This is a genomic window from Acidovorax sp. LjRoot118 (genome assembly GCF_964253575.1).
GTDB lineage: Bacteria > Pseudomonadota > Gammaproteobacteria > Burkholderiales > Burkholderiaceae_C > Acidovorax.
In genome coordinates this window covers 91,408-113,193 of sequence record NZ_CAXURB020000001.1, presented here as the reverse complement: position 1 = coordinate 113,193, position 21,786 = coordinate 91,408, and the positions used below count along the sequence as shown (strand labels likewise).

General features: G+C 69.2%; 20 protein-coding genes. 14 read left to right on the top strand and 6 right to left on the bottom strand.

All coding sequences use genetic code 11. The features are described from left to right. Positions 1-12: 12 nt before the first annotated feature. Together boxC and ACSQ9E_RS00565 are read right to left on the bottom strand one after the other, a co-directional pair. Entirely contained in the window at positions 13-1,686 is a 1,674-nt protein-coding gene (boxC, locus tag ACSQ9E_RS00570; RefSeq protein ID WP_428003487.1) for a 2,3-epoxybenzoyl-CoA dihydrolase, read from the bottom strand. Between the two features lie 181 nt (positions 1,687-1,867). Continuing rightward, a complete protein-coding gene (locus ACSQ9E_RS00565; protein ID WP_436216566.1) occupies positions 1,868-2,806 on the bottom strand; it encodes a helix-turn-helix transcriptional regulator in 939 nt (312 codons plus the stop codon). Between the two features lie 231 nt (positions 2,807-3,037). Here ACSQ9E_RS00565 and ACSQ9E_RS00560 point away from each other — a divergent pair, with 231 nt between their 5' ends. The 4 genes from ACSQ9E_RS00560 to ACSQ9E_RS00545 all read left to right on the top strand — a co-directional run bounded on the left by ACSQ9E_RS00560 (position 3,038) and on the right by ACSQ9E_RS00545 (position 7,511). Beyond that, positions 3,038-3,511: a 4-hydroxylaminobenzoate lyase gene (locus tag ACSQ9E_RS00560; RefSeq protein ID WP_436220168.1), complete on the top strand. Its 474-nt coding sequence runs from the start codon at positions 3,038-3,040 to the stop codon at positions 3,509-3,511. A gap of 31 nt (positions 3,512-3,542) precedes the next feature. After that, positions 3,543-5,093: a 3,4-dehydroadipyl-CoA semialdehyde dehydrogenase gene (locus ACSQ9E_RS00555; protein ID WP_436216565.1), complete on the top strand. Its 1,551-nt coding sequence runs from the start codon at positions 3,543-3,545 to the stop codon at positions 5,091-5,093. 67 nt (positions 5,094-5,160) lie between these two features. Then, entirely contained in the window at positions 5,161-6,708 is a 1,548-nt protein-coding gene (locus tag ACSQ9E_RS00550) for a benzoate-CoA ligase family protein (RefSeq protein WP_436216564.1), read from the top strand. After that, positions 6,705-7,511 carry an alpha/beta fold hydrolase gene (locus ACSQ9E_RS00545; RefSeq protein ID WP_436216563.1) on the top strand — a complete coding sequence of 269 codons (807 nt, stop codon included), beginning with the start codon at positions 6,705-6,707 and terminating at the stop codon, positions 7,509-7,511. Before ACSQ9E_RS00550 ends, ACSQ9E_RS00545 begins: the two co-directional genes overlap by 4 nt. On the opposite strand, the gene ACSQ9E_RS00540 is transcribed toward ACSQ9E_RS00545, so the two are convergent. Continuing rightward, a complete protein-coding gene (locus ACSQ9E_RS00540; RefSeq protein WP_436216562.1) occupies positions 7,492-8,184 on the bottom strand; it encodes a Crp/Fnr family transcriptional regulator in 693 nt (230 codons plus the stop codon). The genes ACSQ9E_RS00545 and ACSQ9E_RS00540 overlap by 20 nt on opposite strands. 130 nt (positions 8,185-8,314) lie before the next feature. Between ACSQ9E_RS00540 and ACSQ9E_RS00535 the strand changes: the two genes are divergently transcribed. From ACSQ9E_RS00535 to ACSQ9E_RS00520, 4 genes are all read left to right on the top strand, one after another. After that, positions 8,315-9,238 (top strand): 3-keto-5-aminohexanoate cleavage protein, encoded by a 924-nt coding sequence (locus ACSQ9E_RS00535; RefSeq protein ID WP_436179771.1) that lies wholly within the window; start codon positions 8,315-8,317, stop codon positions 9,236-9,238. 76 nt (positions 9,239-9,314) lie between these two features. Continuing rightward, entirely contained in the window at positions 9,315-10,310 is a 996-nt protein-coding gene (locus ACSQ9E_RS00530) for a Bug family tripartite tricarboxylate transporter substrate binding protein (RefSeq protein WP_428003777.1), read from the top strand. Positions 10,311-10,324: 14 nt separating this feature from the next. Further along, positions 10,325-11,266: a 3-hydroxyacyl-CoA dehydrogenase NAD-binding domain-containing protein gene (locus ACSQ9E_RS00525; protein WP_428003481.1), complete on the top strand. Its 942-nt coding sequence runs from the start codon at positions 10,325-10,327 to the stop codon at positions 11,264-11,266. A 28-nt stretch (positions 11,267-11,294) separates the two neighbouring features. Next, a complete protein-coding gene (locus ACSQ9E_RS00520) occupies positions 11,295-13,106 on the top strand; it encodes a feruloyl-CoA synthase (RefSeq protein WP_436216561.1) in 1,812 nt (603 codons plus the stop codon). On the opposite strand, the gene ACSQ9E_RS00515 is transcribed toward ACSQ9E_RS00520, so the two are convergent. Then, positions 13,096-13,926 (bottom strand): sulfite exporter TauE/SafE family protein, encoded by an 831-nt coding sequence (locus ACSQ9E_RS00515; RefSeq protein WP_428003479.1) that lies wholly within the window; start codon positions 13,924-13,926, stop codon positions 13,096-13,098. The two genes, ACSQ9E_RS00520 and ACSQ9E_RS00515, sit on opposite strands and share 11 nt — an antisense overlap. 110 nt (positions 13,927-14,036) lie before the next feature. On the opposite strand from ACSQ9E_RS00515, the gene ACSQ9E_RS00510 reads away from it, so the two are divergent. Both ACSQ9E_RS00510 and ACSQ9E_RS00505 read left to right on the top strand, forming a co-directional pair. Further along, positions 14,037-14,801 carry an AraC family transcriptional regulator gene (locus tag ACSQ9E_RS00510; protein WP_057269069.1) on the top strand — a complete coding sequence of 255 codons (765 nt, stop codon included), beginning with the start codon at positions 14,037-14,039 and terminating at the stop codon, positions 14,799-14,801. A gap of 169 nt (positions 14,802-14,970) precedes the next feature. After that, positions 14,971-15,471 carry an HU family DNA-binding protein gene (locus ACSQ9E_RS00505; RefSeq protein ID WP_057269070.1) on the top strand — a complete coding sequence of 167 codons (501 nt, stop codon included), beginning with the start codon at positions 14,971-14,973 and terminating at the stop codon, positions 15,469-15,471. Between the two features lie 103 nt (positions 15,472-15,574). Here ACSQ9E_RS00505 and ACSQ9E_RS00500 read toward each other — a convergent pair whose 3' ends face one another. Further along, complete coding sequence (locus ACSQ9E_RS00500) at positions 15,575-16,462, bottom strand: LysR family transcriptional regulator (protein WP_428003478.1); 888 nt, start codon at positions 16,460-16,462, stop codon at positions 15,575-15,577. Positions 16,463-16,571: 109 nt separating this feature from the next. Between ACSQ9E_RS00500 and argC the strand changes: the two genes are divergently transcribed. Together argC and ACSQ9E_RS00490 are read left to right on the top strand one after the other, a co-directional pair. Then, positions 16,572-17,513: an N-acetyl-gamma-glutamyl-phosphate reductase gene (gene argC / locus ACSQ9E_RS00495; RefSeq protein ID WP_436216560.1), complete on the top strand. Its 942-nt coding sequence runs from the start codon at positions 16,572-16,574 to the stop codon at positions 17,511-17,513. A gap of 104 nt (positions 17,514-17,617) precedes the next feature. After that, positions 17,618-18,601: a 2-dehydropantoate 2-reductase gene (locus ACSQ9E_RS00490; RefSeq protein ID WP_436216559.1), complete on the top strand. Its 984-nt coding sequence runs from the start codon at positions 17,618-17,620 to the stop codon at positions 18,599-18,601. Here the strand turns inward: ACSQ9E_RS00490 and ACSQ9E_RS00485 are convergent. Then, positions 18,586-19,506, bottom strand: a complete 921-nt coding sequence (locus ACSQ9E_RS00485; protein WP_057201659.1) for a LysR substrate-binding domain-containing protein — start codon at positions 19,504-19,506, stop codon at positions 18,586-18,588. The genes ACSQ9E_RS00490 and ACSQ9E_RS00485 overlap by 16 nt on opposite strands. A gap of 132 nt (positions 19,507-19,638) precedes the next feature. On the opposite strand from ACSQ9E_RS00485, the gene ACSQ9E_RS00480 reads away from it, so the two are divergent. Next, positions 19,639-20,592, top strand: a complete 954-nt coding sequence (locus ACSQ9E_RS00480; RefSeq protein WP_436216558.1) for a hydroxymethylglutaryl-CoA lyase — start codon at positions 19,639-19,641, stop codon at positions 20,590-20,592. Positions 20,593-20,617: 25 nt separating this feature from the next. Next, on the top strand, positions 20,618-21,775 hold the full coding sequence (locus ACSQ9E_RS00475) for a CaiB/BaiF CoA transferase family protein (protein WP_057201657.1): 1,158 nt from the start codon (positions 20,618-20,620) through the stop codon (positions 21,773-21,775). Positions 21,776-21,786: the final 11 nt, after the last annotated feature.

The following is a 21,786-nucleotide window of genomic DNA, read 5'->3' as shown; positions in this document are numbered from 1 at the left end:
TGGGGCTGCGGTTCAGACGCGGTTGAGATCAAAGCCGGCCTTCTCGCCGGTGCCGTAGACCTTGAGCGCACCCTTGTCGCCCACGGCGTTGGGGCGGTTGAAGATCCAGTTCTGCCAGGCGGTAAGCCGGCCGAAGATGCGCGTGGCCATGTTCTCCTTGCTGGCAAAGCGCAGGTTGGCTTCCAGGCCGGTCAGGGCGTCGGGCGACATGGCGGCGCGCTCCTCGATGGCCATGCGCAGCTCGTCGTCCCAGTCGATGTCGTCGGGCGCGGCGGTCACCAAGCCCAGGACCAGGGCCTCGTCGGCGTCGAGCGGCTTGCCAGCTGCGGCGCGCGCGGCGTCCAGCGGTGCCGCTTCTTCATAGAAGCGGCGCTGCAGCCGGCTCTGGTCGTTGACCATGGGGAAGAAGCCGAAGTTGAATTCGTTGAGCGTGAGCCGGGGTGCCCGCTCGGCATCGTCGGGCAGGGCCAGCATGTAGCTGCGGTCGGCGGCAAAGGCCAGCTCGGCCAGCGTGCCGGCGAAGCAGGAGCCCTCCTGCACCACCGCGAACAAGGTGCGCGAGGACACGTCCAGGCGCGCCATCGCGCGGCGCAGCGCTCCGATGGTCTCGCGCACCAACCAGTGGTCCTGGTGGGCCAGCATCACCGCATCGGACGCTAGCACAGCCTTCGCATCGCCTTCGGTCTTGAGCAGCCAGGTGCCGATATCGAGTTCATTGGTGCGCAGGTTGAGGATGGCGTCGTCGAGCTCGCGCGCCAGGGCCAGCGGCCACCAGGCCGTGCCGGCCGCCTCGATGGCGGCGATGTCGGCAGGCTGCGCGCCCGCGGGTGCCTTCAACGTGAGAGTCGCCGTGCGCTTGGCGCGGTCGATCTGCACCTCGACATGCGAGTAGCGCAGGCTGTCGGCGCCGTCCTCGCGCTCCAGTCGGGTCAGGGCCACGCCCTTGGCGCCGGCCGGGCGGTCACTGCCCGCGGCGAGCTGGACGGCACGGTCCTGCACGGCGGCGGCGAACTGGGCGGGCTTGGCCACGGCATCCACCAGGCGCCATTCCACCGCGCGCTGGCCGCGCACGCCTTCCACGCTGGTGCAAAAGATGTCGGCCAGGTCGTGGCGGACATGGCGCTTGTCGGTGACGCGGGTCAGGCCACCGGTGCCGGGCAGCACGCCCAAGAGCGGCACCTCGGGCAGCGAGACGGCCGACGAGCGGTCATCCACCAGCAGGATCTCGTCGCACGCCAGGGCCAGCTCGTAGCCGCCGCCGGCGCAGGCGCCGTTGACGGCGGCCAGAAATTTCAGGCCGGAGTGCTTCGACGAATCTTCCAGGCCATTGCGCGTCTCGTTGGTGAACTTGCAGAAGTTCACCTTCCAGGCGTGGCTGGAGACGCCCAGCATGAAGATGTTGGCGCCCGAGCAGAAGATGCGGTCCTTGCCGCTGGTGACGACCACGGTGCGCACTTCGGGGTGCTCGAAGCGCACGCGGTTGACCGCATCGTTGAGCTCGATGTCCACGCCGAGGTCGTAGCTGTTGAGCTTGAGCTTGTAGCCGGGGCGGATGCCGCCGTCTTCGGCGATGTTGAGCGACAGGCGGGCGATGGCGCCTTCGACGCTGAGCGACCAGTGGCGGTACTGGCCGGGCTCGGTGCGGTAGTCGACGCGCGCCGGGGCGCTGGTGGTGGTGGCAGTCATGGATGTCTCCTGTGGGGCCGGTAGTAGCGGCTGCAAACCTCGGAACAAGAAAAATAATGCAGCTTTTGATTTCGATGACATGCATCATGATGCATGTTTACGGACGCGTCAATGCCTGAAATGTTTTTTTCGTTCTGAAAGCTGGTGCTGATCTCGCGCACCCCGTGGCGAGATCAGGCGCTCAGGAGGCGCTTATCGATTGCCTGGCGGCGGAGCGCAGGCCCTGGAAGGCTTGGGCCAGGCTCTTGCCACTGGTGTCTACCGACAGGTCGGCCTTGGAATAGAAGGCCGCACGCCCGCTCAGGATGCGGCGCAGGTCGTCCATGGCCTCCTTGCTGGCAGCCATGGGGCGGGTGTCGCCCTGCGCGGCCACGCGACCCATGTGCTCTTCGGGCGCGGCCTGCAGCCACACCGTGGTGCAGTGGGCCAGCAGCTCGTTCAAGGTGGCGGGGTCGGACACGATGCCGCCCGGGGTGGCGATGACCACCTCGCTGTAGATCTGGATGGTTTCCTCCAGCGCGCGGCGCTCGTAGCGGCGGTAGGCATTGGTGCCGTAGAGGTCGTGGATCTCGCGCACGCTGCAGCCGGCGAGCTTCTCGATCTCGCGGCTCAGCTCCACGAAGGGCAGCTCCAGGTCGTCCGCCAGCATCTGGCCCAGCGTGGACTTGCCTGCACCGCGCAGGCCCACCAGGGCGATGCGGCTGTGCCGGGCGGGGTCGACCGAGGCCGTGCCCAGCAGCTCGCCCAGCGCCAGGCGCACACGGCGCAGGTCGGCCTCGCTGCGGTTTTCGAGCAACTCGCGGATCAGCAGCCACTCGGGCGAACTGGTCGTGACATCGCCCACCAGCTCGGCCAGCGAGCAGTGCAGTGCACCCGCCACCTGCTGCAGCACCAGGATGGAGGCATTGCCCGTGCCGTATTCGAGGTTGGCCAGGTGGCGCTCGGACACGTCGGCCGCAATGGCCACGGCCTTGCGCGTGAGCCCGCGCTGCGCGCGCAGGTTGCGCACGCGCTCGCCCAGCGCCGCCAGCAGGGGGTTGCGGGCCTCGCCGCCGGGCGCGGTGGCGCCATTGCCGTCGGTGGGCGCAGTGGCCAGCACTGCGTCGTCTTGCTCATTCATGCGCGTCCTCGTTCACTCCATGGGATTGTGCGCCCTGGTTCAGGCCCTCAAAATATGCATTATATTGCTTGACGAAGATCATTCCAAGGACTATCGTTGCGATGCAAGCAAGATACTGCACGTCTCGCAATCCTGCAAGGCAATCATTTTCCTTGGCAAGTGGTGCTTAGGCGCCCTGCCCAGCCAGCCTTCCCGTGAAAGCCCGCCACCATGATGAAGCCTACGCCCCCCTTGTCCAGCAAGGACGCCTTCCATACCCTGCTCGCCGACCTCACCGCGCAGATCGATGGCCGCCCGCTTGACGCGGCGCTGGACCAGTGGCTCAACACCGCGCACGGCGCCGGCAGCCCCGCCTATGAGCAGTTGCGCAGCGCCTGCATCACCGGCGTGGCCGAAGGCTGGCTGTGCGAGCGTGAGGGCGGCGGTATCAAGTATGGCCGAGTGTTCAAGGCCGAGGACGCGCTGCACCGCTTTTCGGTGGACGTGGTCGACATGCAGGACCTGGCCGGCCCGCACCACACGCACCCGAACGGCGAGATCGACCTGATCATGCCCATCGAGGGCAGTGCCGCGACCTTCGACGGCCGGCCTGCGGGCTGGTGCGTCTATGGCCCCGGCACCGCCCACCGCCCCACCGTAGCCCGGGGGCGCGCACTGGTGCTCTATCTCTTGCCCGAAGGCCAAATTCAGTTCACGCGCACCTGAAATCCGCACGCCCATCTTCTTCCATATGTCCATGACCGAACTTCTCTACAACTACGCTGCCGGCCGCTGGCAGGCAGGCACCGGCAACGGCACGCCGCTGTTCGACCCTGTGCTGGGCAACGAACTGGTGCGCGTGGACGCCACCGGGCTCGACCTGGCCGAGTCCTTTGCCTTTGCCCGCCAGCAAGGCGGAGCGGCCCTGCGCGCACTGACCTACCGTGAGCGCGCCGCGCTGCTGGCCGCCATCGTCAAGGTGCTGCTCGCCAACCGGGATGCTTACTACGAGATCGCCACTGCCAATGCCGGCACGGTGAAGAACGATTCGGGTGTGGACATTGACGGCGCCATCTTCACCCTGGGCCAGTACGCCAAATGGGGCGACGCCCTAGGCGATGCGCGCGCCCTGCGCGACGGCGATGCGGCGCGGCTGGGCAAGGACCCGGCCTTCCAGTCGCAGCACCTGTCGGTGCCCACACAGGGCGTGGCGCTGTTCATCAACGCCTTCAACTTTCCGTCCTGGGGGCTGTGGGAAAAGGCCGCACCGGCCCTGCTCTCGGGCGTACCGGTCATCGTCAAGCCGGCCACGGCCACGGCCTGGCTCACCCAGCGCATGGTCAAGGATGTGGTGGATGCAGGGGTGCTGCCGGCAGGCGCGCTGTCGGTCATCGCCGGCAGTTCGGCCGGGCTGATGGACCAGTTGCAGCCCTTCGACGTGGTGTCGTTCACCGGCTCGGCCGAGACGGCGGGAGTGATCCGCTCCCACCCGGCGGTGGCCCAGCGCTCGGTGCGCGCCAACATCGAGGCCGACAGCCTCAACAGCGCCATGCTGCTGCCGGGCGAGGCACCGGGCAGCGAGGCCTTCAACCTGCTGGTGCGTGAGGTGGTGCGCGAGATGACGGTGAAGTCGGGCCAGAAGTGCACCGCCATCCGCCGCATCCTGGTGCCGGCCGAGGTGTACGAGGCCGCGGCCGAAGCCATAGGCGCCAGGCTCGCCGGCATCAGCGTGGGCAACCCGCGCAACGAGGGCGTGCGCATGGGCTCGCTGGTGAGCCGCGCGCAGTTGGCTGCGGTGCGCGAAGGCCTGGCCGCGCTGCAGGCGCAGACCACGGTGCTGCACGACGGGCGCGACCGACCTCTGGTGGATGCCGACCCGGCGGTGGCCGCCTGCATCGGCCCCGTGCTGCTGGGTGCGCGCGATGCAGACGCCGCGCAGCAGGTACACGACGTGGAAGTCTTCGGCCCGGTGGCCACGCTGCTGCCCTACCGCGACAACGCGCATGCCATCGCGCTGGCACACCGCGGCCAGGGTTCGCTGGTCACCTCGCTGTACGGCAGCGACGAGGCCGCGCTGGCGCAAACGGCCCTGGCCGTGGCCGCCAGCCATGGCCGCGTGCATGTGGTCACGCCCGACGTGGCACAGGCCCACAGCGGCCACGGCAACGTGATGCCCATGTCGCAGCATGGCGGCCCGGGCCGCGCGGGCGGTGGCGCCGAGCTGGGCGGCCTGCGCGCGCTCGACTTCTACCACCAGCGCACGGCGGTGCAGGCCAGCCCCGGCGTGCTGGCGGCGCTAGGGCTCTGACACCACAACCGACGCGACAAGAAAAACCACGCGCACCCGGCCCGAGAGGGCCAAAGGAGACAACACCATGGGCCTGCCCCCACGATTCAACTTTGCCGAGCACCTGTTCGGCCTCAACCGGGAGCGTGCCCAGCGCACGGCCTACATCGACGACCGGGGCAGCCTGGCCTACGGCGAACTCGAGGACCGCGCAAGGCGCCTGGCGTCGGCCCTCGCCAGCGCCGGCGTGCGGCGCGAGGAGCGCGTGCTGATGCTCATGCTCGACAGCAGCGACTGGCCCGTGGCCTTTCTTGGTTGCCTGTACGCGGGCGTGGTGCCGGTGGCGGTGAACACGCTGCTCACGGCGGACGACTACGCCTACATGCTGGACCACAGCCGCGCGCAGGCGGCCATCGTCTCGGGTGCACTGCTGGGGGTGCTGCAGGACGCCATGGGCCGCGCGCCGCACGAGGTGCGCACCCTGCTCGTCTCCCAGCCCACCGGGCCGCTGCCAGAAGGTGCCCGGGACTTCGAGGACACCCTGGCGCAGGCCAAGCCGCTCGCAGCCCCGGTGAACACCGCCGCGGACGACCCAGGCTTCTGGCTCTATTCCTCGGGCTCCACCGGCAAGCCCAAGGGCACGGTGCACACCCACGCCAACCTGTGGTGGACGGCCGAGCTCTACGGCAAGCCCGTGCTCGGCCTGACCGAGGACGACGTGTGCTTCTCTGCCGCCAAGATGTATTTTGCCTATGGCCTGGGCAATGCGCTGACCTTCCCGCTCTCGGTGGGCGCCACCGTGGTGCTGATGGCCGAGCGGCCCACGCCCGATGCCACCTTCCGCCGCTGGACGCAGCACCGGCCCACGGTGTTCTTCGGCGCGCCCACGGGCTTTGCCGGCATGCTGGCCTCACCCGCGCTGCCGGCGCGCGAGGCGGTGGCGCTGCGCATGTGCTCGTCGGCCGGCGAGGCGCTGCCGGGCGAGATCGCACAGCGCTTCAAGGCGCACTTCGGCTGCGAGATCATCGATGGCATCGGCTCCACCGAGATGCTGCACATCTTCATCTCCAACCGACCGGGCGACGTGCGCTACGGCACCACCGGCAAGCCGGTGGAGGGCTACGAGGTGGAGCTGCGCGGCGAGGACGGCCGCCCGGTGCCCGATGGCGAGGTGGGCGACCTGTACATCCGCGGCCCGAGCGCGGCGCTGATGTACTGGGCCAACCGCGAGAAGTCGCGCGAGACCTTTCAGGGCGGCTGGACCAAGAGCGGCGACAAGTACACGCGCGACGCCGACGGCTACTACACCTACGCCGGCCGCAGCGACGACATGCTCAAGGTCAGCGGCATCTATGTCTCGCCCTTCGAGGTCGAGGCCACGCTGATGCAGCACCCCGCCGTGCTCGAATCGGCCGTGATCGGCGTGCAGGACGGCGAGGGCTTGACCAAGACCAAGGCCTACGTGGTGCTCAAGCAAGGCCAACACGTCGACGCGCAGGCCCTGCAGGCTTTCGTCAAGGAACGGCTGGCGGCCTACAAGTACCCGCGCTTCATCGAGTTCATCGACGAGCTGCCCAAGACCGCCACCGGCAAGATCCAGCGCTTTCGCCTGCGCGAGAAGGAGGCCCGCGCGTGACGCAAGCGAGCACCACCCAGTTCGCCAGCATCACCTGGCGTGGCCGCACCGTGCAGATCGAGCACCAGTGGATTGGCGTGGAGCGCAGCGCTGCCCCGCTGATCGTCTTTCTGCACGAGGGCCTGGGCTCGGTGGCGATGTGGAAGGATTTCCCCGAGCGCCTGTGCGCCGCCGCCGGCGTGCGCGGCCTGGTGTTCTCGCGCCCGGCCTATGGCCGCTCGACCCCGCGCGAGGCCGATGAGACCTGGGACGTGGACTTCATGCACCGCCAGGCGCACGAGGTGCTGCCCGCATTCTTCGAAGCACTAGGGATCACCGAAGGGCCCTGGCTGCTGGGCCACAGCGATGGCGGCTCGATCGCCCTGCTCTACGCGGCGCGCTTCCCCGAAGCCGTGCGCGGCCTGGTGCTGATGGCGCCGCACATCTTCGTCGAGGATGTGACCATCACCAACATCGAGATCGCCCGGGATGCCTACCGCAGCACCGACCTGCCTGCCAAGCTTGGCCGCTACCACGACGACGCCGACTCTGCCTTCTGGGGCTGGAACCGCATCTGGCTGCACCCGCCGTTCCGGCAATGGAACATCGAGGCCGAGATCGGCGCGATTCGGGCACCGGTCCTGGCTATCCAGGGCGTGGATGACGAGTACGGTACGCTGGAGCAGATCCGCGGCATCGCGCGCCGGGTGCCGGGCACGCAGCTGCTGGAACTGCCGGCGTGCGGGCATTCACCGCACCGCGACCAGCCGGAGGCGGTGATCGCGGTGGCCACAGATTTCATATCTATTCCACGTAGCGCCTGAGCCCCGGCAGGTCGAGCACGGTGATGCCGCCGTACTCGATCTGCAAAATGCCCGACTCCTGCAGGCGCTTCAAGGCCGCATTGCAGCGCTGGCGTGAGACGCCCGTGAGGTTGGCGATCTCCTCCTGCGAGATCTGCAGGTGCCGGTCCATGCCGGGGTAGAGAAACGGGTGGAACAGGCCGGCCAGCGCGCGCGCCACCTGGCTGTCGGTGTCGAGCAGGTGGTGGGCCGTGAAGTTGCCCAGGAACCAGTGCATGCGCTCGTTGATCTGGCGCAGCAAAAAGTGGTCGAAGCTGCGCTCTGTGGCGTGCAGCCACGCAAAGGTCTCCACCGGCAGCAGCGCCACGCGGCTAGGGCGCAGGGCGATGATGTCGGCCGTGCGCGGCAGGGCGCGCAGCAGTGTGCCTTCGCCGAACCAGCTGCCGGCCGACAGGCCACCCAGGGTCACGGCGCGGCCATCGGGCGAGGTCACGGACCACTTGAGCAGCCCCTCGATGGCGCCGTACCAGTGCAGGGGCACATCGCCGCGGCGGCACAGTGCGCCGCCTGCCGGCACATTCACCTCGCGCGCATCGTCGAGCACGCGCTGCTGCGCCGGGGCATCGAGCAGAGGGAACCAGGCCGACGCGGCCAGCAGGCTGATGGTGGACGGCCGTGTCGCAGGGGGTGACAAAGTGGGGTTCTCCCGGAAGAAGATACTGGCCCCGCGTATACCCTGCCCTCAAATGTCATCGCGATGACTGAGTGGAAAGGTGCCCAAAAAAATAATGCGGAGCACCCCGCAATTCTCCACCAGGACCACGATGAGCAAGCGCAAAGTCATAGTCACCATCGCCCCCACGGGCGGCATGGCCCACAAGTCGCAAAACCCCCACCTGCCCACCCAGCCCGCCGAGATCGCCGATGACGTGGAGCGCTGCTGGAACGCCGGGGCCAGCGTGGTCGCCATCCATGCGCGCCGGCCCGACGACGGCGCCACCTGCAACCCCGACGTCTACCGCGACATCAACAGCCGCATCCGCGCCAAGGGCTGCGATATCGTCCTCAACAACTCCACCGGCGGCGGCGTGCACGGCGACATGGTCAAGCCCCTGCCCGGCGGCCGCTGGGAGATTGCGTGGGAGGAGCGCATCAAGGGCATGGACGCAGGCGCCGAGATGTGCACGCTGGATGCCACCACACTGAACCTGAGCTTCGATGGCCGCGAGATCCTGATGGACACGCCGCTGAGCCGGGGCCGCGAGCTGGCCGCAGGCATGAAGGCACGCGGCATCAAGCCCGAATGGGAGGTGTTCAGCCCCACGCACATCCTGCAGGACACCACCACGCTCATTGAGGAGGGGCACGACGACGAGGGCCCGCACTTCATCAACCTGGTGATGAACGTGCACCGCGCCTTCCAGAACGCCATGCCCTACTCGCCGCGCTTTCTGCAGATGATGGTGGACACGCTGCCGAAGAACAGCCTGTTCTGCGTGAGCGGCATCGGCCCCTCGCAGCTCGAAGCCAACGTCGCCGCCCTGCTGCTGGGCGGGCATGCGCGCGTGGGGCTGGAGGACAACCTGTACTTTCGCCACGGCGAGCTGGCCACCAACGTGCAGCTCACCGAACGCATCGTGCGCATCATCCGCGAGCTGGACATGGAGCCCGCCACGCCGGCCGAAGCGCGCGCGCTGATGGGCCTGCCGCGCGTGGGCGGCCCGCGCCCCGCGTTTGCCCCAGCTTGACCGCAGCGATTCCCGCTCCACCATACCCCGACTTTCCCACCCCATCGAGGAGACAGAGATGAGCAACATGATGACGATGACGAACACCCGCCGCCAGTTCCTGGGCCACATGGGCGCCGCAGCCGCGCTGGGCACGCTGTCGCCCCTGGCAGCGCTGGCGCAGACCATCGAACAGGTCAAAATCTTCTACGGCTTTCCGGCCGGCAGCTCGGGCGACAGCGTAGCCCGCCGCGTGGGCGAAAAGCTCGCAGGGTCGGCCTACACGCGCAATGCGGCGGTGGTGGAAAACAAGCCCGGCGCTGGCGGGCGCATCGCGCTGGAGTCGCTCAAGGGTGCCGCCGCCGACGGCAGCGTGCTCACGCTGTCGCCGTTCTCGTGCACCTCGATCTACCCGCACATCTACAGCAAGCTCAGCTACGACCCGGTCAAGGACTTCGTGCCGGTGTCCATCGCGGCCATCATGCACCATGGCCTGGCCGTGGGGCCGCTGGTGCCGGCGTCGGTGAAGAACGTGAAGGATTTCCTGGCCTGGGCCAAGGCCAACCCCGGCCAGGCCAACTACGGCTCGCCCGCCGCAGGCTCGACGCCGCACTTCATCGGCGCGCTGCTGGGCCTGAACAACGGCGTGGACTTGAAGCACGTGCCCTACCGCGGTTCCATCCCCGGGGTCACGGACGTGGTGGGCGGGCAGATCGCCTCGATGGTGACCCCGAGCGGCGACTTCATCCCCAACCACAAGGCGGGCAAGCTGCGGCTGATCGCCACCTCGGGCAAGGCGCGCTCGCCGTTCTCGCCCGAGGTCGCGACCTTTGCCGAACAGGGCTTTCCTGAACTGACCACGGAGGAATGGTTCGGCTTCTACGCGCCGGCCAGGACGCCGGCTGCTGCGGTGGCCGCCGCCAATGCCGCCATCAACGCAGCCATCAAGGAAAAGTCGGTCATCGACAGCCTGGCCGTGGTCGGGCTCATCGCCCAGGGCTCCACCGCAGCAGAAATGGCGGCCTCCCAGCATTCCGAGTTCGAACGCTGGGGACCGCTCGTGAAAAAGATCGGCTTCACGGCAGAGTCTTGAGAGGAACGCACCCCATGGATTCAAGCGTAAAGCGCGTTGCTGTGGTCGCCACGGGCGTGATCGGCGCCAGTTGGGCCGCCTATTTCCTGGCGCGCGGGCTGGACGTGGACGCCACCGACCCCTCGCCCGGTGCTGAAGATCGGCTGCGCGAGACCGTGGCCGCGCACTGGCCCACGCTGGAGCGCCAGGGGCTGGCGCCAGGCGCCAGCCTGGCACGCCTGGCCTTCCATGCACGGCTGGAGGACGCGGTGGCCACGGCCGACTTCGTGCAGGAAAGCGGGCCGGAGCGCATCGACTTCAAGGCCGAGCTGTTCCGTCAGATCGATGCCGCTGCACCGGCGCATGCCATCCTGGCGTCGAGTTCATCGGGCCTGTCGGTCACGGACATGCAGCAATCCTGCGCGCGGCCCGAGCGCGTGGTGCTGGGCCACCCGTTCAACCCGCCGCACATGATTCCGCTGGTGGAGGTCGGGGGTGGTGAAAAGACCTCGCCCGAGACCATCGAACGCGCCATGGCCTTCTACACCGCCATCGGCAAGCGCCCCATCCACGTGCGCCGCGAGATCAAGGGCCACATTGCCAACCGGCTGCAGGCCGCGCTGTGGCGCGAAGCCTTCCACCTGGTGAACGAAGGCGTGGCCACGGTCGCCGACATCGACACCGCCATCGCCCAGGGGCCCGGCCTGCGCTGGGCGCTGATGGGCCCGTTCATGAACCTGCACCTCTCGGGCGGCGCAGGCGGCGTGGCCCATGTACTGGACCACCTGGGCGGCCCCATCGAGAGCTGGTGGCAGGACCTGGGCACGCCTGCGATGACCGAGGCCTTGAAGCAGCAGGTGGCGCAGGGCGTGGCCGAGGAGCTGGGCGAGAGCAGCACCGAGGACCTGGCGCGCACGCGCGATGCCCTGCTGCTGGACCTGATCCGGGCCAAGCAGTCGTCTGGCCACCTGGACTGAACACAAGAACGACACCAGAGACAACACGATGCACCCCGATTTCGTCGATGACCCCGCCGAACTGGCACCACCCCGCACCGTGCTCACGCACCTGGCCGACGGCGCCTTCACCCTGCAATCGCCCGAGCCGCTGGGCCCTTACGCGCGCTGCGTGGGCGAGTGGCTGGAGCGCTGGGCACGCGAGACACCCGACGCCCTGGCGCTTGCCGAGCGCGACGACAGCGGCGACGACTGGCGCCGCCTGACCTATGCCCAGTTGCGCCAGGCCGTGGGTGCCGTGGCCCAGTCGCTGCTGGACATGGACCTGCCCGCGGGGAAGCCGGTCGCCCTCCTCTCGGACAACGCGGTGGACCATGCCGTGCTGATGCTGGCCACCATGCACATCGGCCGCACGCCGTGCTCGCTGTCGAGCGCCTACGCACGCTCCCGCGACCCGGAGCGCCTGCACAGCATGCTGGCGGCGCTGGGGCCGTGCGTGGTCTATGCGTCGGATGCCCGCGCCTATGCGCCGGCCCTGGCGGGCTACTCCGGCAACGCCGTGCGGGTCTTCAGCCGCCATGCACAGGAATGCCCCGGCGCCCTCGATTTTGCGCAGTTGCTCGCTGCACGGGAAACACCGGCCGTGGCGCAGGCCTTCGAGGTGATCGCGCCCGATGACCACGCCAAGTACCTGCTGACCTCGGGCTCCACCGGGCGGCCCAAGGTGGTGATCAACACCCACCGCATGCTCTGCGCCAACCAGCAGATGGTGGCGCAGACCTGGCGCTTTCTCGGCCACGAGAAACCCGTGCTGGTGGACTGGCTGCCCTGGAGCCACACCTTCGGCGGCAACCACAACCTGAACATGGTGCTGTGCCACGGCGGCGCGCTCTACATCGACGAAGGGCGGCCCGCACCCGGCCTGATCGAGAAGACCGTGCGCAACCTGCGCGAGGTGCGGCCCACGCTGCTGTTCAACGTGCCGCGCGGCTTCGACATGCTGCTGCCCTACCTGGAGGCCGACGAGGCCCTGGCTGCCGAGGTGCTCTCGCGCCTGCGCCTGGCCTTCTATGCGGCGGCGGCGCTCGCGCCCTCCACCTGGCAGCGGCTCGAAGCCGTGGCCGCGCGCGCCCGGCCCGCGCGGCCGCTGTGGCTCACCACCTCGTGGGGTGCGACCGAGACTTCCCCGGCCATCACCACGGCGCACTGGCGCCTGCAGGGCGCGGGCTGCATAGGCGCGCCGCTGCCCGGTCTCACGCTCAAGCTGGTGCCCAATGGCGGCAAGCTGGAGATGCGGGTCAAGGGCGTGTCGGTGTTCCCGGGCTACCGCAATGCGCCGCGCGAGACGGCGGCAGCCTTCGACGAAGACGGCTTCTACCGCATCGGCGATGCGGGCACCCTCGCCGACACCGAACGGCCCGAGCGTGGCGTGGTATTCAACGGCCGCGTGGCCGAGGACTTCAAGCTGTCCACCGGCAGCTGGGTCTCGGTGGGCACGCTGCGCGTGGAACTGGTCTCGCAGCTGGCGCCGCTGGTGCAGGACATCGTGCTCACCGGGCATGACCGCGACGAGGTCGGCATGCTGGTCTTCCCGTCGGCCGCCGGCGCAAGCGACTCCCCACGGCTGGAGCAGGCCCTGCGCGCCGTGATGCAGGCCCGGCGCGATGCGGGCGCGGGCTCGTCGCAGTGCCCCACGCGGGCGCTGGTGATGCGCACGCCGCCCGATGCGGACGCGGGCGAAATCACCGACAAGGGCTACATCAACCAGGGCGCGGTGCTCGCCCACCGCGAGGAGGACGTGCATGCCCTGCATGCCCTGCATGCCGCACCGCGACGCGCGGACGTGATCGTCAGCGCATGAGCATGGCCAGCAGCACCACCGCGAGCAGCGCCAGGTAGACCTTGGCGTGCAGCCCGTCGGGCAGGCGACCCACGAATCGCCCGCCCAGGCGGATGCCCAGCCAGGAGCCGGCCACCAGCACCGCGAAGGCCCGCAGGTCCACGAAGCCCGCATGCCAGGCACCCAGCGGGGCGGCCTGCTCCCAGGCCAGCAACACGTAGGTGGCGGTGCCCGCCAGTGCCACCGGCAGCGACAGCGGGTTGGCCGCCGCCGTGGCCTGCACCATCGGCGCGCCACGCCGGCGCATGAGCGGCACCGTCATCACGCTGCCGCCCACACCGAGGAACGACGCCACCGCACCGATGGCCAACCCCAGCAAGGCCGTGACCGGGCCCGAGGGCCGCGTCCCGTCCTGCGGCGTCGCCACCGCGGCACGCGGCCGGATGAAGCCCGGGCGCAGCAGCCCGTCGAGGATGGTGAGCGCCAGGTAGGCCACGAAGGTCCAGCGCACCCAGTCGCTGCGCAGCACCGTGGCGGCAGCCGCCCCCGCCATCGCGCCCACGGCGATGAAAGCCAGCAGCGGCCGCACCTGCGCCCAATCCACGTTGCCCGCCCGCTGGTGGCGCCGCGTGGCCAGGCCCGCACCGACGATCATCACGCAGGTGGAGGTGGCCACCGCCACCTGCATGGCCGATTGGCCCAGTGGGCTGTCGGCACCGTGCATGTGCAGCAGCGTGCGGTACAGCACGGGCACGACGACGAATCCGCCACCGAAGCCGAAGAGCACGGTGGTGACTCCGGCCAGGGTGCCGAACACGGCCAGGACAAGGTAGAACTCCATGCGCGCATTCCATTGCAAAAAAACACCATGCCAGCTTAGGCTGCGGTGGCCTGGCCGGCTTTCGCCGCCAGGTCAATAATGTTTGCATTTCAGCCAAAGCACCCTGGAGCATGCGCAATACGCCCCTGCACACCGTCGATGCCGTGGACCGCCCTGTCCTGGCCATTGCCACCGACTACCCCGCAGGAACCCTGCTCGACACGCACAGCCACCGGCGTGCGCAGTTCCTCTACGGCGCCACGGGCATCATGGAAGTCGGCACGGACGATGGCGCCTGGGTCGTGCCGACCAGCAGCGGCGTGTGGATACCGGCGGGCAAGCCGCACCGCGTGCGCATGGTGGGCGTGAGCACCTGCAGCCTCTACATCGAGCCGCAGGCCGTTCCCCGAACCACCTCGCAATGCGAGGTGCTGCAGGTCTCGCCGCTGCTGCGCCAGCTGCTGCTGGACTCGGCCGAGCTGCCGGCGCAGTATGAATTGAGCGGGCGCGATGGCGCCCTGGCGCAGCTGATGCTGCATGAGTTGCAGCGCGCACCGACCCTGCCCTTCTTCGCTCCCATGCCGCGAGAGGCTGCGCTGGCGGCACTGTGCGCAGCCTTTCTGCACAACCCGCAGGTCCACGCAGCGCCCGATGCCTGGGCGCGGCAGTTGCACAAGAGCGAGCGCAGCTTCACGCGCTTCTTTCGACTGCAGACCGGCATGTCGTTCGGCGCGTGGCGCCAGCAGGCCTGCCTGCTGGCAGCGCTGTCGCGCCTGTCGCGCGGCGATGCCGTGACCGCCGTCGCGCTGGACCTCGGTTATGAAAGCCCCGGTGCCTTTTCCACCATGTTCCGCAAGCGACTGGGGCGCCCGCCATCGGAGTTCCTGCCCGCTTGAAGGCGTGCAGCGGAGCGCTGCAGCCGTTGTAAAAATCACGCTATCCAAAGGCCGCTGAGGTTCTGCGGTCTTGTCCTATAGCGCTTGTGGGCGCAGTGCTTCTAAAATCGCGCACCTCCCCGCACATGCAGGGGGGCACCTTGCAACTTTGAAACGAAGAACAAACATCATGGCAACTGCAAAGAAAACCACCGCTGTCGCGAAGGCAGCACCCGCAGCGAAGAAGGCTGCAGCGCCCGTGGCCAAGAAGGTCGCAGCACCTGTCGCCAAGAAGGCAGCGCCCGCTGCCAAGAAGGCCGCAGCCCCCGCAGCGAAGAAGGCTGCACCCGCCGCCGCAGCAACGCCTGCAGCGCTCAAGCCCATCAAGACCGCCTTCAACAAGACGACCCTGGTGGCCCACCTGGCCGAGCAGTCGGGCGTGGAACCCAAGGCCACCAAGGCCGTGCTGGCAGCGCTCGAAGCCGCCATCCTGGGCTCCGTGCACAAGAAGGGCTCCGGCGAATTCACGCTGCCTGGCGTGCTGAAGATCGGCCTGCAGCAAGTGCCCGCCAAGAAGAAGCGCTTCGGCAAGGACCCTTTCACCGGTGCCGAGCGCTGGTTCCCCGCCAAGCCCGCTGCCGTGAAGATCAAGACCCGCGCGCTCAAGAAGCTCAAGGACGCAACGGCCTGATCGGCCCTTCCTGGAGCAGTCTTTCCAGGTTTCGGATCGGAAGCCCAGGCGATGCAGATGCAGCGCCTGGGCTTTTTTCATTTCACTTTCCCGCCTCTTTCGATCACGCCTGGCGCTGCTGCCAGAGCACGTCCAGCACATGCTGCGTGGCCTTCTCCATCGCGCCGGCGCGGTGCGCCAGGCCCAGGGGTCGCCACAGCGCCGGGCGCAGGGCCAGCATGCGGATGCGCGGGTCGGGCGGCGTGGCAACCGCAGCCTCGTGCGGCAGCAGCGTGGCGCCATAGCCGGCGGCCACCAGGCTCTTGATCGCATCGTTGTAGTTGAGCTCTATGCGTGCCCTGGGCTGCTCGCCGGCCAACGCGAACCACTCGCCGGTCAGGCGCGAGAGGCTGGTGCCCTCGTCGTTGAGGATCAGCGGCTGGCCCGCCAGCCAGTGCGGCGTGGCCCGCGTGGGCGCCGGCCATTGCGCCGGCACGAAGGCCATGACCGGGTCGCGCCGCCAGGGCTCCACCTGCACGCCGGGAACCGGCGGCTGGGGCAGCGCCACCAGGCCCACATCGAGCGTGCCGCCGGCCAGGCGGGCCATGGTGTCGTGCGATGTCAGCACCGCCACCTGCACGTCGATGTCCGGGTGCTGCTGGCCCAGCACCTCCAGCGCCTGCGGCAGCAGGTGGGCGATGGCGCCGGTGGAGGCCCCCAGCCGCACGCTGCCGGCCAGGCCCTGCACCTGGCGCTGCACCATGGCCAGGGTGTCATCGGCATCGGCCAGTAGACGCCGGGCACGCTCGACCAGGGCCTCGCCCACGCCGGTGGCGCGCACCTCGCCGCGCTTGCGCAGCAGCAGCGGCGCGCCCACCTGCGCCTCCAGGTCAGCCATGTGCAGGCTCACCGTGGGCGCCGCCAGGTGCAGCACGCGCGCGGCTTCGGCAAACGATCCCAGGTCGGCGATGGTGACGAGGGTACGCAATCGGTCGAGGTTCAGTTCACGCATGTCGTTCAGAAATCCTGATGCTGATGGTTGTGAAATTCAACTTTTCAAATTTTACGCAGCGGCTGAAGATCACGCATCCCCCATTTGGCACACACCAGGAGCACCCCGCATGAGCAACACCACACCGCTTGTCTTCATCGATGGCGACCAGGGCACCACCGGCCTGCAGATCCATGAGCGCCTGCAGGGCCGCACCGATCTGCTGTTGCTGACCCTGCCCGAGCAAGACCGCAAGGACCCGGCGCGCCGCGCCCAGGCCATCAACGCCTGCGACATCGCCGTGCTGTGCCTGCCCGACGGGCCCGCGCGCGAAGCCGCCGCCTCGGTCACCAACCCGGCCGTGCGCGTGATCGACGCGAGCTCGGCCCACCGCACAGATGCCGGCTGGGTCTACGGCTTTCCCGAGATGGATGCCGGCCAGGCCGAACGCATCGCCAGTGCAACACGCGTGACCAACCCCGGCTGCTACCCCACGGGCGCCATCGCGCTGCTGCGCCCGCTGGTGCAGGCCGGCCTGGTGCCTGCGGACCACCCCCTGTCGATACACGCCGTGTCGGGCTACTCCGGCGGTGGGCGAGCGCGCGTGCAGGAGCACGAGGCCCCGGGCGCGCAGGCGCCGGCTTTCCAGGTCTATGGCCTGCGCCTGGCGCACAAGCACACGCCAGAAATCGAACGGTATGCGGGCCTGTCGGCGCGGCCCTTCTTTCTGCCGGCCTATGGCGCCTTCCGCCAGGGCATCGTGCTGACCATCCCTCTGCATCTGCGCAGCTTGCCCGCAGGCACTACCGCCGAGAAGATCCACCACGCCCTGGCGCAGCACTATGCCGGCCAGCGCCATGTGGAGGTGACGGGGCTGGCCGAGGCCGAATCCACCGAGCACCTGGACCCCGAGGCGCTGAACGGCAGCAACCAGCTGCGCCTGTCCATGTTTGCCAACCCGCAGCACGGGCAGGTGCTGCTTGCTGCCGTGTTCGACAACCTGGGCAAGGGAGCCTCGGGCGCGGCCGTGCAGAACCTGGACCTGATGCTGGAACGCATGGCCCAGGGTTGACTACTGTTCAGCGGCGCTAATCAATCCCTCAGAAATCATTGATTGTGTGGTGCCCGATAGCCGGGCAGACTCGCGCGCCTCATCCACTACCAGAGGCAGCATCCATGAAGGTTTGCATCATCGGCGCAGGCGCCATCGGCGGATTCATCGGCACCCGGCTGGCAGCGGCCGGCGGTGCCCAGGTGAGTGCCGTGGCGCGCGGCGCCACGCTGGCCGCGCTCAAGGACCACGGCTGGCGCCTGCAGACCGCAGACGGGCTGGTGCAGGCGCCAGCGCACGCCACGGACCGGCCGACCGACCTGGGCGTGCAGGACCTGGTGGTCATCGCCGTCAAGGGCCCGGCGCTGGCCAGCGTGGCACAGGGCATTGCGCCGCTGCTGGGACCTGAGACGCTGGTGCTGCCGGCCATGAACGGCGTGCCCTGGTGGTTCTGCCAGGGCGTGGCGGGCTGGGGCGGCGAACCGCTGGCCAGCGTGGACCCCGGCGGCGGCATTGCCAGCGCCATTCCCCTGCACCATGTGGTGGGCTGCGTCGTGCACGCCGCCACCTCCACACCCGGGCCCGGGCTGGTGCAGCACAAGATGGGCCGGGGCCTGGTCATCGGCGAGCCCGCAGGCGGGCGCAGCGAGCGCGTGCAGCGCGTGGCCGACCTGCTGAACCACGCAGGCTTCGAGGCCACGCACTCGGCCGACGTGCGCTACGACATCTGGTACAAGCTGTGGGGCAACATGACCATGAACCCGGTCTCGGCCATCACCGGTGCCACGGTAGACCGCCTGCTCGACGACGACCTGGTGCGCGGCTTCTGCACGGCTGCCATGCAGGAGGCCGGCCGCATCGGCGCACGCATCGGCTGCCCGATTGCGCAAAGCCCCGAAGAGCGCCATGCGCTCACGCGCAAGCTCGGCGCCTTCAAGACCTCGATGCTGCAGGACGTGGAGGCCGGCCGTGCACTGGAGATCGACGCCATCATCGCGGTGGTGCAGGAGATCGGCCAGCGGGTGGCCGAACCCTCGCCGAATATCGATGCCCTGCTGGGCCTGGTGCGCCTCTTCGGCCGGGTGCGCGGCCTCTATCCTGCGGCCTGAGCCTCGTCATGGGCCACCTGGTGCAGGTGTTCCACCAGCATGCGCGCGGCCGGTGAGAGCCGCTTTTCATCGTTGAAGCAGATGGCGAAGCGCCGCTGCGCCCAGTCGTCCGTGAGCGGCAGCACGCGGATGCCCAGGGTCGCAGCCACCGGCTCGGCCACCTCGCGCGGCACCACGGCGATGCCCAGGCCGGCGCGCACGCAGCGCATCGACGCGTCAAAGGTGCTGACCACCGCCCGGTAGTTGATGGGCCGCCCGATGATGGCCGCGGCCCGCGCCAGCATGGTGTGCACAGCCGTCGATGCGGGCAGGCCCACCTGGTCGAAGCCCAGCGTGTCCTCGAACGCGCAGCGTCTGCGCCGGGCCAGTGGGTGCGACAGCGGGGCGACGATGGCCAGGTGGTCACGCCGGTAGCTGCGCGTCTGCAGGCCTGCCAGGTCCGCCGCATCCCAGCACACGCCCACGGGCACCGCCCCTTCGCGCAGGCCGCGCACCAGTTCGCTGCTGACCGCTTCCTCGATGTCGATGCGGATGTCGCGGTGCGCGGGCACCTGCAGGAAAGAGGCAATGTCGTCGGGCAAAAACTCCGCGATCGACGACACCGTGGCCAGGATGCGCACCTGCCCCGTGATGCCGTTGCCGTAGGCCGCCATGTCGCGCCCCACGCGGTCGGCCGCTGCCAGCATGGCCCGGGCATGCTCCAGCAGGATCTCGCCGGCCCCCGTGGGCACCACGCCGCGGCGGCGCCGCTCGATCAGCGTATTGCCCACGGTCTGCTCCAGCAGCGCCAGGCGCTTGCTGATGGCCGAGGGCACGATGTGGTGCAGCTGGGCAGCGCGGGCGATGTTGCGCGCCTCGCAGACGGCCACGAAAAGCCGCAGAGTGGTCAGATCCAGATCGCGCATGGGATGGGTTGCTCCTGCCGTTCCCAACGGGAACGCTATTGCTTCCAGAATACCGCTTTATCAATGCATCGGGAATGCCTACAGTTCCATCCGAGAGCCCACATTGCAGTGCGCCCCACCCTGGAGACACCCATGCCCCCCACGAGCGAGCGCCTGCCGCGCACTGCCGTCATCCGCGAAGTCGGCCTGCGCGATGGCTTGCAGAGCATTGCCACCATCCTGCCCACCGAGCACAAGCGCGCATGGATACGCGCTGCCCACGCAGCCGGCCAGCGCGAGATCGAGGTGGGCTCGTTCGTGCCCGCCCGGCTGCTGCCGCAGCTGGCCGACACGGCCGAGCTGCTGGCCTTCGCCAAGACCCTGCCGGGGCTGTTCGCCTCGGTGCTGGTGCCCAACCTGCGCGGTGCCGAAAGCGCCATCGCGGGCGGTGCCGACCTGATGATCGTGCCGCTGTCGGCCAGCCATGCCCACAGCCTGGCCAACCTGCGCAAGACGCCCGACGAGGTGGTGGCCGAGGTGGCGCGCATCCGCGCCGCGCGCGACGCCGCCGGCTCGCGCACGCTGATCGAAGGCGGCGTGGGCACGGCCTTCGGCTGCACGCTGCAAGGCCATGTCGCCAAGAGCGAGGTGCTGCGCCTGATGCAGGCCCTGCTCGACGCCGGTGCCGACCGCGTGAGCCTGGCCGACACCGTGGGCTATGCCGACCCGGCCATGGTGCGCGACCTGTTCGAGGACGCCGTGCGCCTGGCGGGCGACCGATTCTGGTGCGGGCACTTCCACGACACGCGCGGCCTGGGCCTGGCCAACGTGGCTGCGGCGCTGGAGGTGGGCGTGGCCCGCTTCGACGCCTGCCTGGCTGGCATCGGCGGCTGCCCGCACGCGCCGGGCGCCAGCGGCAACGTATCGACCGAAGACCTGGCCTACATGCTCGGCAGCATGGGCATTGCCACCGGCATCGATATTGCCGCGCTGTTGGCGCTGCGCGGCCAGGTGGCGCAATGGCTGGCCGGCGAGACGCTGCACGGCACCCTGTGGCGCGCGGGCTTGCCCAAGACCTTTCCCCACCAGGCGGCCATTGCCGCCTGAATTGCACCGCCCCAAGGAACCCGCCATGAGCCCCACCCCAGAACCGCGCCTGCCCCTCACGGGCATCCGCGTCCTCGAATTCACCCACATGGTCATGGGCCCCACCTGCGGCATGGTGCTGGCCGACCTGGGCGCCGAGGTCATCAAGGTCGAGCCGCCCGGTGGCGACAAGACGCGCGAGCTGCCGGGCCTGGGGATCGGCTTTTTCCGCTCGTTCAACCGCAACAAGAAGAGTGTGGTGATCGACATCGGCACCGAAGACGGCCGTGCCACTGCAGCCGAGCTGGCGGGCGAGTGCGACGTGGTGCTGGAGAATTTCCGCCCCGGGCTGATGGCCGGCTTCGGGCTGGACTACGAGACGCTGTCCCAGCGCTTTCCGCGCCTGATCTACGTGACGCACAAGGGCTTCATGCCCGGCCCCTACGAAAACCGGCTGGCGCTGGACGAGGTGGTGCAGATGATGGGCGGGCTGTCGTACATGACCGGCCCCGTGGGCCGGCCGCTGCGCGCGGGTACCTCGGTCAACGACATCATGGGCGGCATGTTCGGCGCCATCGGCGTGCTGGCCGCGCTGCGCGAGCGTGAGTTCACCGGCCGGGGCCAGGAGATCCAGAGCGCACTGTTCGAGAACTGCGTGTTCCTGTCGTCCCAGCACATGCAGCAGTTCGCCATGACCGGCGAGGCGCCGCCGCCCATGCCCTCGCGCGTGTCGGCCTGGAGCGTGTACGACGTGTTCACGCTGGCCGATGGCGAGCAGCTCTTCATCGGCGCTGTCAGCGACAAGCAGTTCCTCACGCTGTGCCGCGTGATCGAGGCGCCCGAACTCGCGGCCGACCCAGCCCTGGCCACCAACACCCTGCGCGTGGGCGTGCGCCCGGCCCTGCTGGAGAAGCTCGGCGCCATCCTGCAGCACCACCGCGTGCAGGACCTCGCACCCCGGCTGGAGGCGGCCGGCATACCCTATGCACCCATCGTGCGGCCCGACCAGTTGATGGACGACCCGCACCTCAAGGCCAGCGGCGGCCTGGTGCCCATGCAGACCGACGACGGCGGCACCACCGACGTGGTGCTGCTGCCCCTGCGCATGGACGGGCGCCGCCCTGGCGTGCGCCGCCCGCTGCCCAAGGTGGGCGAGCACACCGAGGAAATCCTCGCCGGCCTGCCCAGCCGCGTGCCGGCCTGACCCCCTTTTTC